Annotated in this window: 14 protein-coding genes; 3 read left to right on the top strand and 11 right to left on the bottom strand. The window is 43.5% G+C overall.

What is annotated here, in order from left to right:
* Nucleotide 1 precedes the first annotated feature (1 nt).
* From dltB to CHH91_RS10515, 5 genes are all read right to left on the bottom strand, one after another.
* Nucleotides 2–1,159, bottom strand: coding sequence for a D-alanyl-lipoteichoic acid biosynthesis protein DltB (gene dltB / locus CHH91_RS10535; RefSeq protein ID WP_095223400.1), 1,158 nt, complete (start codon nucleotides 1,157–1,159; stop codon nucleotides 2–4).
* Complete coding sequence (dltA, locus tag CHH91_RS10530; protein WP_095223399.1) at nucleotides 1,156–2,664, bottom strand: D-alanine--poly(phosphoribitol) ligase subunit DltA; 1,509 nt, start codon at nucleotides 2,662–2,664, stop codon at nucleotides 1,156–1,158. Before dltA ends, dltB begins: the two co-directional genes overlap by 4 nt.
* A gap of 17 nt (nucleotides 2,665–2,681) precedes the next feature.
* Nucleotides 2,682–2,828 carry a teichoic acid D-Ala incorporation-associated protein DltX gene (locus CHH91_RS10525; protein ID WP_095223398.1) on the bottom strand — a complete coding sequence of 49 codons (147 nt, stop codon included), beginning with the start codon at nucleotides 2,826–2,828 and terminating at the stop codon, nucleotides 2,682–2,684.
* A gap of 15 nt (nucleotides 2,829–2,843) precedes the next feature.
* Nucleotides 2,844–3,515 carry a response regulator transcription factor gene (locus CHH91_RS10520; RefSeq protein ID WP_095223397.1) on the bottom strand — a complete coding sequence of 224 codons (672 nt, stop codon included), beginning with the start codon at nucleotides 3,513–3,515 and terminating at the stop codon, nucleotides 2,844–2,846.
* Nucleotides 3,516–3,597: 82 nt separating this feature from the next.
* The gene (locus tag CHH91_RS10515; protein ID WP_095223396.1) at nucleotides 3,598–5,343 is read right to left on the bottom strand and encodes a sensor histidine kinase; all 1,746 of its coding nucleotides are present in this window, start codon (nucleotides 5,341–5,343) and stop codon (nucleotides 3,598–3,600) included.
* Nucleotides 5,344–5,538: 195 nt separating this feature from the next.
* On the opposite strand from CHH91_RS10515, the gene CHH91_RS10510 reads away from it, so the two are divergent.
* Nucleotides 5,539–6,168 (top strand): cupin domain-containing protein, encoded by a 630-nt coding sequence (locus tag CHH91_RS10510; protein WP_095223395.1) that lies wholly within the window; start codon nucleotides 5,539–5,541, stop codon nucleotides 6,166–6,168.
* A gap of 65 nt (nucleotides 6,169–6,233) precedes the next feature.
* Here the strand turns inward: CHH91_RS10510 and CHH91_RS10505 are convergent, their stop codons facing one another.
* Nucleotides 6,234–6,665, bottom strand: coding sequence for an RrF2 family transcriptional regulator (locus CHH91_RS10505; RefSeq protein ID WP_095223394.1), 432 nt, complete (start codon nucleotides 6,663–6,665; stop codon nucleotides 6,234–6,236).
* A gap of 159 nt (nucleotides 6,666–6,824) precedes the next feature.
* Between CHH91_RS10505 and hmpA the strand changes: the two genes are divergently transcribed.
* Entirely contained in the window at nucleotides 6,825–8,000 is a 1,176-nt protein-coding gene (gene hmpA / locus CHH91_RS10500) for an NO-inducible flavohemoprotein (protein WP_095223393.1), read from the top strand.
* A gap of 37 nt (nucleotides 8,001–8,037) precedes the next feature.
* On the opposite strand, the gene CHH91_RS10495 is transcribed toward hmpA, so the two are convergent.
* Nucleotides 8,038–8,475: an Rrf2 family transcriptional regulator gene (locus tag CHH91_RS10495; RefSeq protein WP_095223392.1), complete on the bottom strand. Its 438-nt coding sequence runs from the start codon at nucleotides 8,473–8,475 to the stop codon at nucleotides 8,038–8,040.
* 152 nt (nucleotides 8,476–8,627) lie between these two features.
* On the opposite strand from CHH91_RS10495, the gene CHH91_RS10490 reads away from it, so the two are divergent.
* Nucleotides 8,628–9,269: an NAD(P)-dependent oxidoreductase gene (locus CHH91_RS10490; protein WP_095223391.1), complete on the top strand. Its 642-nt coding sequence runs from the start codon at nucleotides 8,628–8,630 to the stop codon at nucleotides 9,267–9,269.
* Nucleotides 9,270–9,307: 38 nt separating this feature from the next.
* Here the strand turns inward: CHH91_RS10490 and CHH91_RS10485 are convergent, their stop codons facing one another.
* The 4 genes from CHH91_RS10485 to CHH91_RS10470 form a co-directional block, all read right to left on the bottom strand.
* Nucleotides 9,308–9,817, bottom strand: coding sequence for a type 1 glutamine amidotransferase domain-containing protein (locus CHH91_RS10485; RefSeq protein WP_095223390.1), 510 nt, complete (start codon nucleotides 9,815–9,817; stop codon nucleotides 9,308–9,310).
* Nucleotides 9,818–9,898: 81 nt separating this feature from the next.
* Complete coding sequence (locus tag CHH91_RS10480) at nucleotides 9,899–11,194, bottom strand: CitMHS family transporter (RefSeq protein WP_095223389.1); 1,296 nt, start codon at nucleotides 11,192–11,194, stop codon at nucleotides 9,899–9,901.
* Nucleotides 11,195–11,319: 125 nt separating this feature from the next.
* On the bottom strand, nucleotides 11,320–12,021 hold the full coding sequence (locus CHH91_RS10475) for a response regulator (protein ID WP_176465756.1): 702 nt from the start codon (nucleotides 12,019–12,021) through the stop codon (nucleotides 11,320–11,322).
* Nucleotides 11,987–13,627 carry an ATP-binding protein gene (locus CHH91_RS10470; protein ID WP_095223387.1) on the bottom strand — a complete coding sequence of 547 codons (1,641 nt, stop codon included), beginning with the start codon at nucleotides 13,625–13,627 and terminating at the stop codon, nucleotides 11,987–11,989. Before CHH91_RS10470 ends, CHH91_RS10475 begins: the two co-directional genes overlap by 35 nt.
* Between the last annotated feature and the right edge of the window lie 75 nt (nucleotides 13,628–13,702).

Here is a 13,702-nt window from a genome sequence, read left to right as displayed (position 1 = left end):
TTTATTGAAATGGTCTGCCGGAAAACAGATAAAATCCGAAACAGACGACATGAAAAGTAATGACAATCGACACAATTGTCATAATCTTGCCTGTCGGCCAGCGCTTATGTTTTTTATTCCACGTCTCAAAATAATTGAAAGCTGTCATCATCAAGGCGTGATAAGCCCCATAGACAATATACTGAATTGCTAATCCATGCCATACTCCCATCAGCAGAAATAGCAGGATATAGCCGAGATTTGAAACGAGCATTTTGTTTTGGATCCATTTTTTCTTTTTCATCAGGAAGACGAATCGCATGAACACATAGTCTCGGAACCAAAATGACAGCGACATATGCCATCGGTTCCAAAAATCCTTAATGTTACGGCTGATGAACGGCATGTTGAAGTTCTCCGGTGAACGTATGCCCATCATATAGCTGACACCGACTGCAAATAACGTATACCCCGCAAAGTCGAAGAACAGATATAAGCTATAACTGTACATATACAGCAGATGATAGCTGAACCGGCCGTCTGCGATATGATCGAGATTCATGATGAAATAGGTGTTGATTGCATACCCGATGATGAACTTATACAAGAAACCGAGGAAGATCTTATTGATCCCTTTATAAAGCAGCTCCTTGTATTCTTCTGGCGTCCATCGCTTTTCTTCGTCCTTCTGAAAACGTCGGAACCGATCAATCGGACCAGACGAAATCGTCGGGTAAAACAGCATGAAATTAACAAGCTGATAAATCGACAGCTGCTGTTTGATCAAACCATCTCTCGTTTCAATGATGACTTGTACAGCACGGAATGTCAGATACGAGATTCCGAGAAAGCTTGCCCAGTTATCCACAGCCAGGAACGGCAGAATCTTCGATAAGATCAAAGGCAAAATTGACAAGAAACTCATTAGATAGAATACAAGACTGCTATTCTTTTTCTGCCTATATGAGATATAACCTTTGATCAGCACCAGCTGCAAGATAGTGAAGATGATGAGTGAATAAAACCCTTCATCTCCGCCTGAAAAGATCAAGGCCAGGACAGCAATCGAAACGAACACATTGTAATAGCGCAATTGCTTGCCCATGATACCGAGAATCATCGTTGGCAGCAGCAGGATGCCTAGAATAATAAAGAAAAGGAACGAACTATACGGGGTCATGCGAATACCTCTTCCTTCATCTTCTTACGGTCGGCTTTCCCGTTCATTGTCATTGGAATGATTGAATGATAAGTGAATTTACGCGGAATCATATAAGCTGGCAGCCGCAAAGCAAGATCCTTCCGAATAGCTGCTGTGAGCTGGTACTCTTTTTCAAAGTCATGTTCCTCTGGGACGACAGCGGCAATCAAATATTCAATTTCCTCTTCCGGCACATAAGGAATGATAATGGCAGACTTGATATATTCGGATTGATGTAAGTGGAACTCGATTTCCTCCAGCTCCATCCGGTAGCCATGCAGCTTGATCTGATAATCCAGTCTGCCTTGGCAGTAAACTAATCCGTCCTTGATAAAACCAGCATCTCCAGTTTGATAAGCTTGCATATCATACAGAATGCCATATGCTTGTTCTGTCAGCAGCGGCTCACCAAGGTACCCTTTTGTCACACTCGGTCCCACGAGAATAAGCTCACCTTTTTCTCCATCCGGCACTGGATTACCTGCTTCGTCCACGACGAGAATCCGCATATCCGGTTTCGGACGGCCGACCGGCAATGCTTCCTCTTTTGCCAGCAATTCCGGTGTCACTTCGATCGACGTCACGGCAACTGTTGCCTCTGTTGGTCCGTATGTATTGAAAATCCTCGCTTGCGGGAAACGCTCCTTCAATTCTTTTGCTGTCGCAAGCGGCAGAACTTCTCCACAGAATAGGAAGGTATCCAGCTCTGGAAGCATCTCCGCATTGAAGTCTGGGTTAGGAAGACACATTTGAACAAAGGATGGTGTAGAAGTCCAAATTTGCAAAGCCGAATTGCTGAGGTTTTCAAACAGCTGCTTTGGCTTATTGATCACATCTTTCATCAGCGCATGGATGGTACCTCCGCTTTGTAACGCCGGATAGAAATCCATCACAGATAAATCAAATGAGAATGGTGCTTGATTCAGGAATACTTTTCCTTGTTCGAGCGGAAAGTCACTCGTCATCCAATCCGTGAAGGATTGCAGGTTCGCTGCTGTTACTTGCACACCTTTCGGATTCCCGGTGCTTCCGGATGTGTAGATGATATAAAATACTTCATCTTCCTTCACCCACAAGTCACGATCGATAATATTTTCTTCTTGTTCCAGCTTTAGAGCTGCTGGGTATAAAACTGCAATATTATCGAGCCTAAGGTCAGAATCAGTTGTATTGATGACCAAGCCCGCTCCGGATTTCTCCACGATAAGCCGCACCCTTTCCATCGGAATGGATGTATCGATAGGGATGTAAGGATAGCCAGCCTTTACACAGGCAAGGAAGGATACCGGCATATCCGTTCCCATATGACCGTACACAACAATCGGCGTCTGCCGTTCAAGCTGACAGCTATTTTGGATAAGAGCTGCCAGTCTGTCCGAGCGCTCCCAGAGCATCCTGTAGCTGATCGCATCCTCCCCATTACGGAATGCCGTCTGCTCCGGTCTAATTGCCGCATGCTGTGCAATAGTTGTTAAAAGTTTCATTGTGATATCTTCTCCAATTAAAAATCGTTATATATGTAGTTGCCTGTATTGGCTGTATGGAAGCCATACAGCATGAACAAGGTGATAAGTATTGCCAAATAAAAACATGTATGCACGACAAAGCGGACACCTGTATGTGCATACAGCTGCTTGATCTTATTCATTTCTCCCTCTGCCTTCTATTCAAATTTATACCCGGTGCCTATGACAGTCCGGATATGATGGGACTCATCACCAAGCTTGGCTCGCAGCTTCTTAATATGCGTGTCTACGACTCGATTGTCCCCTTCGAAGTCTATGCCCCATACATGATTCAGAATTGTTTCACGTGAAAGGACGTTATTTTTATGCTGCAGCAGAAGCAGCAGCAGATCATATTCCTTCGGTGTCAGCTCGACTTGCTGTTTATCCACTTCCAGCTGACGTGACTTTGTATTGACCACGGCATGACCGAAGCTGAGCATATGACCATTTGGCAAGTAATGTTCTGTCGCTCGCTTCATCAAGGAATTAGCCCGCGCAACTAGAACTTTCGGACTAAACGGCTTCGTTACATAATCATCTGCTCCCAGATCGAATCCATGAATTTTATCATCATCACTGGATTTGGCTGTCAACAGGATGATCGGCACACCCGATTTTGCACGGACCTCTTTTGTAACCGCAAATCCATCCATCTTCGGCATCATGATATCCAGTATGACCAGATCGGGATAAATAGCATCAAACCAATCAATAGCACTGCTGCCATTATCGGTTTCATGCACTTCCCATCCATCCATTTTAAAGTAGTCCGCCACTACTTCCCGGATGCGTAATTCATCCTCGACAAGCAGCACTTTCTTTCTCATCGTGAATCCTTCCTTCCAACTGATATACATAAATTAACAAGCTCATATGTCCTTCATGTGTCCAAATAAGTAATTTTCCCCATTACTTATAAAATCGCACGATGAAACGGACTCCTTCTGGCGTATTCTCCACTCCGTAGCTGAAGTGGTGCAAATCGAGAATTTGCTGTACGATTGCAAGTCCCAAACCTGTACCGCCTGTCAATCTGCTACGGGATGCCTCTGTGCGGTAAAAACGGTTCCAGATTTTATCAAGCTGCTCCTCCGGTATTTGGGAACCCTTGTTATCAATCATGAACACACTGCGGGCGGTAACCAGATCTGTTTCAATACGGATAGTAATGACAGAATCTGTTTCACTATGACGGACTGCATTAACAAGCAGATTCCGCATCACCCGCTCCATCCATTCATAATCTGCTGTGATCGGCATCTCATTCCTAGGCATCACTTCAATGGATACCTGCTTTTCCTTTGCCATGCAGTATAGTTTGTCGGACAGATCTTCTATCATTTCACTCAGAAGGAATGATGATTTCCTTAGTTTAATAGCTCCGTTCTCAAGCTTGGCCAAATCAAGCATATCTCCTATCAGCACTTGCATCTTGTCGGATTCCTCAATGATCACGTCAATATAGTGATCCTGTTTGTCCGGACTGATTCCATCCTGCAGCCCTTCTGCGAAGCTTTTGACAATACTGAGCGGCGTCTTCAGCTCATGTGAAGCATGCTCAAAGAATTCACGCTGCGCTTTTTCCATCTGTTTACGTTTCTCCATATCCTGCTTCAGCTTTTCATTGGCCTGCTTCAAGTCATCCAGTGCTACATCCAAGTTCTGTGCCATGATCAGCATGCTATTGGAAAGGCTGCCAAGTTCATCTTTTTGCTTGATTGGCTTCACCGACGAAAAGTCTAGGTGGACCATTTTTTTAGCCATTTCATTCAGCTTGATCAACGGACTGCTCACAAGACGCGAGTAGAACAAAGAAAGCAAGAGAATGAGGACGAAACCCGCGATGCCGATATACAGATAAAATACGCGCAGTGCTTGATTTGTATCTTTTGTTTCCTGCAAGGATGTAACAGAGAACAAGTATTGCATCTCTCCATCCTTTTTGACTGGTTCAATCAGTACAAGGTTATGCTTTCCACTCCATGATTCTATCCAGTCCAGCTGTTGACTCCCACCTTTGTTAAGCTGCTTCAGCAGATCTTCATCAAGCGGGAACCATTCCAGCAGGGCATCATAAAGGAGACCTAATCCTCTATTGGACATACCGCCCCGAGGCAGCGAAACGCTTTTTACTTTACCTTTCCATGTCATTTCATTTTCTTCGAGATGTTCGCCGACACTTGCCTCATCCTTCGTAATAACAGATGGATAAATGACCGAAGTGACCGACAAATCTGTTTCTCCATTAACTACTAACGCATCTCCTTCACTGATGTCCAGCGCATTCAAGTCGATGCCATAATCAGTGACAAATAAAGATAACGCTACCTCGAGAACTTCTCCTTCTTCTGTTTCCAGCTTAATGTGGAATGGATCCTCCACCAGCTGATATCCCTCTTCATCTACAATCGTTAACGGACTTTTTGTCTCCTTCATATAAGATAGCGTCTGCTTCGTCAGCTCGTCAGAGCTCCAGGAATTCTCCTTATAACCATCTGCTAATGAATGCAGATGCTCGGCAGCTTCTTTTGTTTTATAGTGCTGATAAAAGCTATCAAAGAACACAAGCTGAAAAATCATTATCATAGCGTAAAATGCCAAGAAGAATAAAGCTGTCACAGCGAACAGCTTGATGGTTATACCTCGTTTTCTCATGTTTTACTCCTTTATGTAATACGACAGTTAATTATGTATACAGTAATTCACGAATATGTTTTTTGTGTGTCCGTACACAACCTTCATCAGCGTACACGGATTTGTATAAATATGGAACCCCTTTTTATAAAATCCAAAAGCCTGCCTCTTGCATAATCTAACTTCGAAGCATTTCAATAGAAAGAAGGGGACGGTATGGGGAAAGAAAATGAGTACATGGACTATACGAAGGGCAATGTCCAGTATTTTAGCGATGTGAATAAAAACCGCCTGTTCACTCGGAATAACCGCAATTATATTAACCGGCTTGGCCGGGATGTATTGAATACACTCGGAGACGTATCTCTTCTGGATATATATTTGAGCAAAGGGAAAACAGTTGAACCCCATTATCATCAAAACGCTGCAGAACTTGTTTATTGTATAAGCGGATCAGCTCAAGTTTCCCTGATCAATCCATTCACAAACAAAGTCGAAAACATCCGCATCACCCGGGGCCAAGTCGCGAATGTCCCGCAAGGCTGGTGGCACTGGGAAACAGCAGCAGAAGATCAAACGCATCTGCTGGCAATTTTCGACGCACCATACCCTGAATATATTTTCGGCTCGGATATCCTGGCGAGGACACCGGCAGAAGTACTCGCTAAAACCTATTGCTTGGATAAAACAAAACTTCAGGAAACATTGCGCCCGCTCAACAACCAGACCATCATCATCGGCCCGCCAGACGAATGCAGCCAGCAGCGCTCTGAGGATCAAGAATCACATGATACAAGTCAAACAGAGGACTACACAGACGGGTACCACTACTACCGCTTCAAATAAGAACAGCCTCTCCTTATGCCGGAGAGGCTGTTCTTATTTAAGTAAGGTATTAGTTCAATTGTTGTTTATCGAAGCAGCATCCGCAAATCCGCTTCATTCTCTAATAGATCCTGCAAGGTATACGCATCCAGCACCTGAAGATAAGCCTGCAGTGCCTTACCTAATATTCCCCTCAAACCGCAAACAGAAGCAATCGGACATGTATTGTTATCCCTATTGAAGCATTCCACCAAATAAAAATCATCTTCCATTCTACGCACAACCGCTCCGATATTGATTGCTTTTGGATCACGTGCCAGTTTAATACCTCCGGAACGCCCCCGAACAGCTTCAATATAGCCAGCCTGGCGCAATTCATGCGCCACTTTCATTAAATGATTTTTAGATATATGATATGCTGTCGCAATTTCTTGAATAGTCGATAGCTTGTCTGGTTCTTTCGTTCCCAAATAAAGAAGGATCCTTAGAGAAAAATCGGTATACATCGTCAATCGCATCTTGGTACATCCTCCTCTTCTTGAGGATTATAGCATAACTGAATAAATGAATGGGCATAAAGAGAATGTGACATTTTCGTTAAAGTGGTATTTAAAATATATCTTTTATCTGCATTTAGTTCTATGATAGAGATAGATCGATGAAAGAAGGAATCCAACATGTTATCAAAAGAAACTATCGACATCATCAAAAGCACGGTACCTGTGCTAGAAGAACACGGTACTCAAATTACTACTGTCTTCTATGAAGAATTGTTTAAAGCACACCCTGAACTTCTGAACATTTTCAATCATGCAAATCAGGCAAGAGGCAAACAGCAAACAGCACTCGCTAATGCTGTCTATGCAGCTGCAGTACATATCGATAAGCTGGAAGCCATTCTGCCGACAGTCGTACAGATTTCTCACAAGCATGTGAGCTTAGGTGTAAAACCTGAACATTACCCAGTTGTAGGCGAATACTTACTTAAAGCAATCAAAATGGTTCTTGGAGATGCTGCGACACCTGAAATTTTGAAAGCATGGGAAGAAGCATATGGTGTCATCGCTGATGCCTTCATCGGTGTTGAAGCGAATATGTATGAAGAGAATGAAAAGAAAGAAGGCGGCTGGGCATTCTTTAAAGACTTTGTCGTCGAAAAGAAAGTCCAAGAAAGTAATGTTATCACGTCATTCTACTTGAAACCTGCTGATTCGGAACGTGTACCTGATTTCGAACCAGGTCAGTATATTTCCGTCCGTGTATCCATACCTGGGGAAAAATACATGATGATTCGTCAGTACAGTTTATCTAAGACGCCTTCATCGGATACGTTCCGTATTTCCGTGAAGAAAGAAGACGATAATAATCCCGATGGCAAGGTTTCTGTCTACTTACATGAACAAGTAAAAGAAGGAGACAAACTCGAGATAAGTGCACCTGCTGGTGTCTTCACACTTGATAAAAATGCGGATAGACCGATTACTTTCATCGCAGGTGGTGTTGGAATTACGCCAATCATGAGTATGTTAGAGACTCTAGCAGCAGAAGATTCCAAGCACGAAGTCGTCTTTTTGCAAGCTGCCCGCACTCCAGAGTTTGCTGCTTTCACTAAGCAGATCCAAAGCATTCAAGAAAAAATGCCTAATTTAACGTATCAGACATATTATGAAGATAAAAGAATCGATGAAACTGTCCTCAAGGATATGGTGAAGACAGATAGCGATGTGTATGTTTGTGGTCCAGCTGGTTTCATGGAATTTGTCATCTCTACTTTATACCACTCTGGTGTAAGAAAAGAACAAGTTCATTTTGAGTTCTTCGGCCCTGCCGCTGATCTTGAAAAAGCTCAATAAAACAAGTAAGCGCACTGCCCGAGGCAGTGCGCTTTTTTTATTCTATCCGTTTGTCTTGCTCTTCTATACTTTTCACAATATCCTCAATTGTCACATGTGCCAACGCTTTCTCCATGACAGCCTGTGCTCCAGCGAATATCGGAAGAATGGCTGCTTGGATATTTCTGCCCACTGTACATTGTGGATTTGGATTTCCATGAACACTGAAGAGCTCGTTCTCCGGGACTGCTTCCACAGCTTTGTACACATCAAGCAGCGTAATTTCATTAAGCTTGCGAGCTAGTTCTGCTCCAGCTACTCCTGGCCGTACATGGACCAAATCCGCTTTTTTCAGCATACCCATGATCTTACGGATAACGACCGGGTTCGTATTGACACTGGCTGCGATGAACTCAGACGAATTGACCTCGTCCTTATTCACCTCAAGAAGTGTCAGTATATGAATACCAACAGCAAAACGGCTGCTTATTGACATAATTTCCAGCTCACTTTCAAATGAATTCCTATCTTTATAGTATAACGCAAAATGAAACAGGTAAAAGGAAAGTGTTGACAGGTTATCTCCTGTAACCTATCATATTACATGTAACAATTTAAATTACAGGTTAATCATAAGGAGGATTTCTCATGAAAATAGGAGTTATCGGAGCAACGGGTAAAGCTGGCAGCTTAATTACAAGAGAAGCATTGGATCGCGGACATGAGGTGACAGCAATCGTACGCAACGCTGCAAAAGTAGATCAAAGCAATATCAATGTACTGGAAAAAGAAATATTCGATATCAAGGCAGATGATATTAAAGATTTTGATGTAATCGTCAACGCCTTCAATTCTGCTCCCGGTCAAGAGAAACAGCATATCGAAGCGGGTCATATTCTTATTGAAGCATTGAAAGATGCTCCTTCCACTCGCCTGCTCGTTGTCGGGGGAGCTGGAAGTCTGTTTGTGGATGACAAGAAGACAACGCGTATCTTCGAAACACCAGACTTCCCGGATGCTTATTTGCCGACAGCTACCAACATGGGAGAAAATCTAAAAGAGCTGGAAAACAGTGAAGGTATCCAATGGACATACATCAGTCCTGGCGGATTCTTCGATGCAGAAGGTAAAAGGACTGGCAGCTACCAATCCGGCGGTGATGTCATGATTTTGAATAAACAAGGCAACAGCTATATCAGTTATGCTGACTATGCTATTGCTATGTTGGATGAGATCGAGAAACCTGCACATCCAAATGAACGCTTCTCTGTCGTTGGGGAAAAGGAATAATAAAAAGGCGCAAGACCAAACGGTCCTGCGCCTTTCTATTATTTCAACAGATTCAATGATTCGCGGTTGAATGCTTCCAAATCATCAGGTGTTCTGCTTGTTACGATGTTATGACTAACGACTACCTCTTCATCTTTGTAGTTAGCACCAGCATTGATCAAGTCTTTACGAACACTGCGATAGCCTGTAATATCCTTGCCTTTAAGCAAGTCTGTATCGATCAATACTTGCGGACCATGGCAGATGGCGAATACAGGTTTCTCATTTTCTACGAAAGCTTTCGCAAATTCACCAGGACGGTCATCTCCGCGAAGCAAGTCAGGAGAGAATCCTCCAGGAATCAATAATGCATCGAAATCACTTGCATCCACATCGGAAATCGCTTTGTCGATTTTCACTTTCTCGCCGTGCTTACCATTAACTTCTTTACCAGCTTCGAACTCAATGTTTACGACACTGTGGCCAGCTTCTTCGTATGCTTTTACCGGACTTGTATATTCGATATCTTCAAATTCATCTGTAATTAAAACTGCGATTTTTTTACTCATATATAGCCCCTCCTATTATTTCCTTAACTTAAGACTAACAGATGATTTTCACTCTGTTCAAGTATCGTGCTCAACAGAAGATCACCCGATACTGATAACTCCAAATATCAACGCTGCAATCGTCATCACAATGGTCGATCCGAATGCCCAGAGCATTGCATAGCGCTGCAATTCACCAAATTGGATACCTACCATACCGATTAAAAGGTGGGCTGCAGCTACTAACGGGCTCAATACGTGCACTGGCTGCCCAAGCAACGCTGCACGACCGATTTCTACCTTGCTGACACCGTACGCCTGTGCTGCTTCTGCCAGAATCGGCAGTACGCCCAGATAGAATGCATTATTGGACATAAAGAATGTAAATGGCGCACTGATGATAGCAATGATGACAGCGAGATAAGGGGACATGAACTCTGGGATGATGGATACGAGTGTATTCGCCATCGCATCAATCATTTCCGTTCCAGACATGATACCTGTAAAAATACCAGCAGCTATGACTATCGTCGTGACTGCTAATCCGTTTTTCGCATGCGCTGCCATTCGGTCCTGCTGATCACTCATACGTGGGTAGTTGATCATCAGAGCGACAGCAAAAGCAACCATGAACAATATTGTCAGCGAGATGAAGTCCATGATTAGGCAGACAAGCAATGCTATTGTAAGCAGCAAGTTGACCCAAACAAGCTTCGGACGGCGATAAGCTGGCACCTCTTCTGCAGCACTGATTTCCCGTTGTGTTTGATTATCCAGCTGCACAACACCTAGACGCTTCCTTTCCTTTCTACCAAGAATGAAAGCTACTGTTATCGCATAAACGAGCCCTACTCCCATAACAGGAATTATCGGTATGAACAGCTCAGATGCTTCCAGATTCAAAGCAGCCATAGCCATAGCCGAAGCCCCGCCCCATGGGGTGATGTTCATGACTCCCATCGAAAGCATGGCTACTGTAGCAAGAATCAAACGATTCATCCCTAATCGTTTGTAAAGCGGCAGCAAGGCCGAAACAGTGATCATATATGTCGTTGTGCCATCTCCATCAAGTGCTACCATCATAGAAAGAATTGATGTACCAACAACGATTTTAAGCGGATCTCCCTTAACCACCTTCAAAATGAAATTGATCAGCGGATCGAAAAGACCAGCATCAATCATGACCCCGAAGTAAAGGATAGCAAACAGGATCATTATAGCGGTGGCCGCTATTCCCTCTACACCTTCCAGCATCATCGGTCCGAGCGAAGAAGTGAAACCGCCAATTATTCCGAAAAGGATAGGAATAAGCGTCAACGCCACAAGCGGCGATAGCTTTTTAGACATAATCAAATACATAAATACAGCAACCATGGAGAAGCCCAATAAAGATAACAAAAGAATGTCCTCCTTCAAACAGCGCTACTTGTTAGCGCTTTCATTTGGAAGAAGTGTAACATTATGTTCAAGACATGCACAGTTTACTTACATTAAGTGCATTTTTTTCATTTTTCTCACGGAGATCAGGATGTGTTTTCAGCGCTGTATTTATACTTGCGTACAGGTCTCCCGACTGTTCCATAGGTGACTTCGACCTCCGCTTCTTTTCTCGATACCAGATATTCCAAGTAGCGACGGACAGTGGAATGGCTTATGCCTACTTTCGCTGCTACTTCCTCAGCCTTTTCGCTGTTCTGCTGCTCCTTCATTGCTTGTCGCACCGATTCCAAAGTATGACGGTCGACTCCTTTTGGATAGTCCTCCTGCTCCACTGCTTCTGCTGTATGTATGTTCGGGTGAAAAAATGCGTCTACTTGCTGCTGACCTATTTCATTGCCCGGTTGAAGTTCTCTTTTATAGATAGAATATTCCTTTAAGACACGATGGAAGCGATCTCCATCTACCGGTTTAATCAAATAACTGTACACGCCCCCGCGCATTGCCTCACCGACCGTCTCCGTATCATTCGCTGCTGTCAGCAGGATGACATCTGTCCTCCGGTAATTCTGGCGGATGAACCAAAGGATATCAATACCATTCATATCAGGCAGATAAACGTCTAGCAGTACCAAGTCAGGCTTCAATGCCTGAAGAAGACTCTTTGCCTGCTCACCATTTTCTGCAACACCAATCAGTCGATACCCTTCCATCTGATTCAAGTAATTCTGAAATATCATTGATGCTTCTACATTATCTTCCACTATCAGAACGTTCATCCGATCCATTTTCCACGCTTCCTTTCGGGAGAACAATTGTTGCGAGTGTTCCTCCTGCTTCACTGTCTCCATAATACAAAGTACCACTTAGTTTCTCCAGTGCTGCCTGTACGATAGTCAGTCCAATTCCATGCCCATCGCCAGCATCCTTTTTGGTTGAATAACCATCTACCAACACTGCCTGTTTTTCCTTTTCAGTAAGCCGCTTCCCATTGTCCTCGATATCGACTATCACTTCTTGACCTAAATCTGTGAAAGACACAAACACTCTTCCTTCTGTACCTCGGTACTTCGAAGCAGCCTCAAGAGCATTCTCTAATAAATTGCCTATAATTGTCACGATTTTCTCCGTTGCTTCCGGCCGCAGATCAATGTTCATACTGCTGCCTTCATCAATCGTCAATGATACCTTCAGCTCTTTGGCCCGATTGAATTTTCCTAGCAGGCAGGCCGCAATCATCGGTTCTTTTATGCTTGTCATCAGCAAATTGACGACACTCTGCTGTTCCTCCACCTCCTCTGAGATGAGTACGAGTGCCTTGTCATATTCCTGTAAGCGGATCAACCCATACAATGTATTTAATTTATTCATGAATTCATGATTGGAAGCACGCATCTGATCAGCTTGCTGCTTCATCTTTGCGATTGTCTCCGAAACATCGATCACTTCTGTTTCAGGACGTAATGTGAAGACGACACCTAATGTTTCTTCCGCTTCTTTTATCGGGGAAGCATCCACAATATAAATATCTCCAGCAACAAAAGTATACTTGTTATACCTACCTTGGCCGTCAGTCAAAACTGCTTGGTAAATAGATTGCAAATTCGTCTGATCGATGGCATCCTCCAGCACGGATTTACGCTTGAATATTTCTTGGGCTCTTCGATTAATAGATGTGATGTGACCTTTGCGATCGATGGCTATGGTAGCATCTTTGATCGATGCCAGCGTTGTCTCCTTTTCTTTGAATAAGAAGGAAATCTCCTCTGGTTCTAATCCATAAATCAGCTTTTTCACTCGTTTGGCCACGAAATAGGCACCTACCAGCCCAACTGCGAAAATGAGCAGAAACCATATGAGGACCTCCTGTATGTAGGAAAGTATTTGGTCATTCAGGTTCTGCTTTAGAAAGCCGACCGACGCTACACCAATGATCTCACCAGCTTCATTTCTTATCGGTGTTTTCGCTTTAACCGCATAACCGGAGATACCATATCCTTCGTAAATGACTTCCTTTCCTTCTTCCAATACAGGGTCATTGCTCGTCTTTGTCGGTTTGCCGATTCTCTCCGGTTCTGGGTGAGAAATGCGGATTCCGTTCGTATCAGCGATGACAATATAGTCTGCACCGCTATTTTCCTGGATCTTTAACGACTCCTGCTGGATTATATCGTCATTTTCCCTCTCCTCCAGATGTTCAAGAATCGTTTCATCCTTCGCAGTAAGTTTAGCTACAGCCATCGCTGTGTTTCCTGCATCCTCCTCGACTATCTCATCCACTTTCCTTATGAATAGAGCGCTTACTAATAATAGACTGATCACGAGCAGGATTGTCACTAAAAGGACAATCTGACCTAGTAAACCAAAACGACGCCTTCTCAGCAATTTCCCCATAATAGTCGTCCCCTTTATTCCTCTCTTCTATTATCTTACTACTTTCAAACTTTAGGAAGAAGAAAGGTTACGAAA

The sequence above is a fragment of the Virgibacillus sp. 7505 genome (genome assembly GCF_002272135.1).
In the GTDB taxonomy this organism is placed as follows: domain Bacteria; phylum Bacillota; class Bacilli; order Bacillales; family Amphibacillaceae; genus Terribacillus.
The sequence above is the reverse complement of the archived record's forward strand: the minus strand, read 5'-3'. Positions and strand labels throughout refer to the sequence as shown.

What these genes read in the sequence shown, in the direction of transcription:
- dltB (WP_095223400.1), bottom strand. Translation starts at nt 1,159, where the DNA reads ATGACCCCGTATAGTTCGTTCCTTTTCTTTATTATTCTAGGCATCCTG.
- dltA (WP_095223399.1), bottom strand. Translation starts at nt 2,664, where the DNA reads ATGAAACTTTTAACAACTATTGCACAGCATGCGGCAATTAGACCGGAG.
- CHH91_RS10525 (WP_095223398.1), bottom strand. Translation starts at nt 2,828, where the DNA reads ATGAATAAGATCAAGCAGCTGTATGCACATACAGGTGTCCGCTTTGTC.
- CHH91_RS10520 (WP_095223397.1), bottom strand. Translation starts at nt 3,515, where the DNA reads ATGAGAAAGAAAGTGCTGCTTGTCGAGGATGAATTACGCATCCGGGAA.
- CHH91_RS10515 (WP_095223396.1), bottom strand. Translation starts at nt 5,343, where the DNA reads ATGAGAAAACGAGGTATAACCATCAAGCTGTTCGCTGTGACAGCTTTA.
- CHH91_RS10510 (WP_095223395.1), top strand. Translation starts at nt 5,539, where the DNA reads ATGGGGAAAGAAAATGAGTACATGGACTATACGAAGGGCAATGTCCAG.
- CHH91_RS10505 (WP_095223394.1), bottom strand. Translation starts at nt 6,665, where the DNA reads ATGCGATTGACGATGTATACCGATTTTTCTCTAAGGATCCTTCTTTAT.
- hmpA (WP_095223393.1), top strand. Translation starts at nt 6,825, where the DNA reads ATGTTATCAAAAGAAACTATCGACATCATCAAAAGCACGGTACCTGTG.
- CHH91_RS10495 (WP_095223392.1), bottom strand. Translation starts at nt 8,475, where the DNA reads ATGTCAATAAGCAGCCGTTTTGCTGTTGGTATTCATATACTGACACTT.
- CHH91_RS10490 (WP_095223391.1), top strand. Translation starts at nt 8,628, where the DNA reads ATGAAAATAGGAGTTATCGGAGCAACGGGTAAAGCTGGCAGCTTAATT.
- CHH91_RS10485 (WP_095223390.1), bottom strand. Translation starts at nt 9,817, where the DNA reads ATGAGTAAAAAAATCGCAGTTTTAATTACAGATGAATTTGAAGATATC.
- CHH91_RS10475 (WP_176465756.1), bottom strand. Translation starts at nt 12,021, where the DNA reads ATGGATCGGATGAACGTTCTGATAGTGGAAGATAATGTAGAAGCATCA.
- CHH91_RS10470 (WP_095223387.1), bottom strand. Translation starts at nt 13,627, where the DNA reads ATGGGGAAATTGCTGAGAAGGCGTCGTTTTGGTTTACTAGGTCAGATT.